We start from the raw sequence: 1,191 nt of genomic DNA on the forward strand, positions 1-1,191 counted from the left end.
CGCGCTTGTATGTTTAAGCCTGACCAGTACGGTAAAGTCTGAACGTAGCCAGACTAGACCGTGCAGTTTGTCGCGCGCTTGGGCGTTGGAGCCCGTGACTGAGTACAGAACGCACGGTCGCCGTGCTGGTCTTCCCGAAACCCGAACGGTTACGCGCGCCGGCCCTGCCGAGTGCGCATGTACAAGCATGGGATCCGAAGATCATGTCTGCTCCTTCCTTAGTAACGGTCGGCATTGACGTGGCAAAAGATCATGTCGATGTTTCCGTGCTGGGTGCCCATCTGGACACCCAGCGATTCGATAACGATGCGGAGGGCCATTCGGCCCTGGCCATCGCCCTGCAGCCGCTGGACGTGGCGTTGGTCGTGATGGAAGCGACCGGCGGCTACGAGGCGGAAATGGCTTGCGCTTTGCAGAGCGCCGGTTTGCCGGTCGCGGTCGTCAATCCTCGACAGGCGCGCGATTTTGCCCGCTCGATGGGGCGTCTGGCCAAGACCGATCGCATCGATGCCCGCATGCTCGCCCAACTGGCTTCGGTCCTGGTGCGTCGCGAAGATCTGTCCCGCTTGCTGCGCCCCGTTCCGGATGAGCGCCAGCAGTGGCTGGCTGCTCTGTTGACCCGCCGTCGCCAGTTGCTCACCATGCTCCTCTCGGAACGACAGCGGCTGCAGATTACGCCGGTCGGTCTGCATCCCAGCCTGTTGGCTATCATTGCTGCCGTTCAGGCTCAGCTCGACGACATCGACGCACAGATGGTCGGACACGTACGCGAGCACTTCAGTGAACTCGACCGCCTGCTGCAATCGACTCACGGCATCGGTCCGGTATCCAGTGCTTGCCTGATCGCAGAACTGCCCGAATTGGGTAAGCTCAGCCGTCGCCAGATTGCGGCTCTCGTCGGCGTCGCGCCTATTGCTTGCGATTCCGGCTCCCGCAATGGCAGACGACGCGTTCAGGGTGGTCGCTTTGAAATCCGTCGCGTGCTTTACATGGCCACCCTTACCGCCACCCGCCACAATCCCGCCATCAAAACCTTCTATCAACGCCTGAAGGCCGCCGGCAAACTGCCCAAGGTCGCGTTGGTTGCCTGCATGCGCAAACTTCTGACCATACTTAATGCCATGGTCAGATCCAACACACCTTGGGACGATTCGCTCCATAAGGCTTGACTTGGTAGACGGTTACTCAGTC

The 1,191-nt window shown here is 60.5% G+C and carries 1 protein-coding gene; it reads left to right on the forward strand.

Features of this window, described 5'->3' with window-relative positions:
- The first annotated feature begins 203 nt into the window (after window positions 1–203).
- Complete coding sequence (locus ACSHSS_RS30210; protein WP_445545971.1) at window positions 204–1,169, forward strand: IS110 family transposase; 966 nt, start codon at window positions 204–206, stop codon at window positions 1,167–1,169.
- Window positions 1,170–1,191 lie beyond the last annotated feature (22 nt).

Source organism: Burkholderia sp. BC1, from assembly GCF_052683555.1.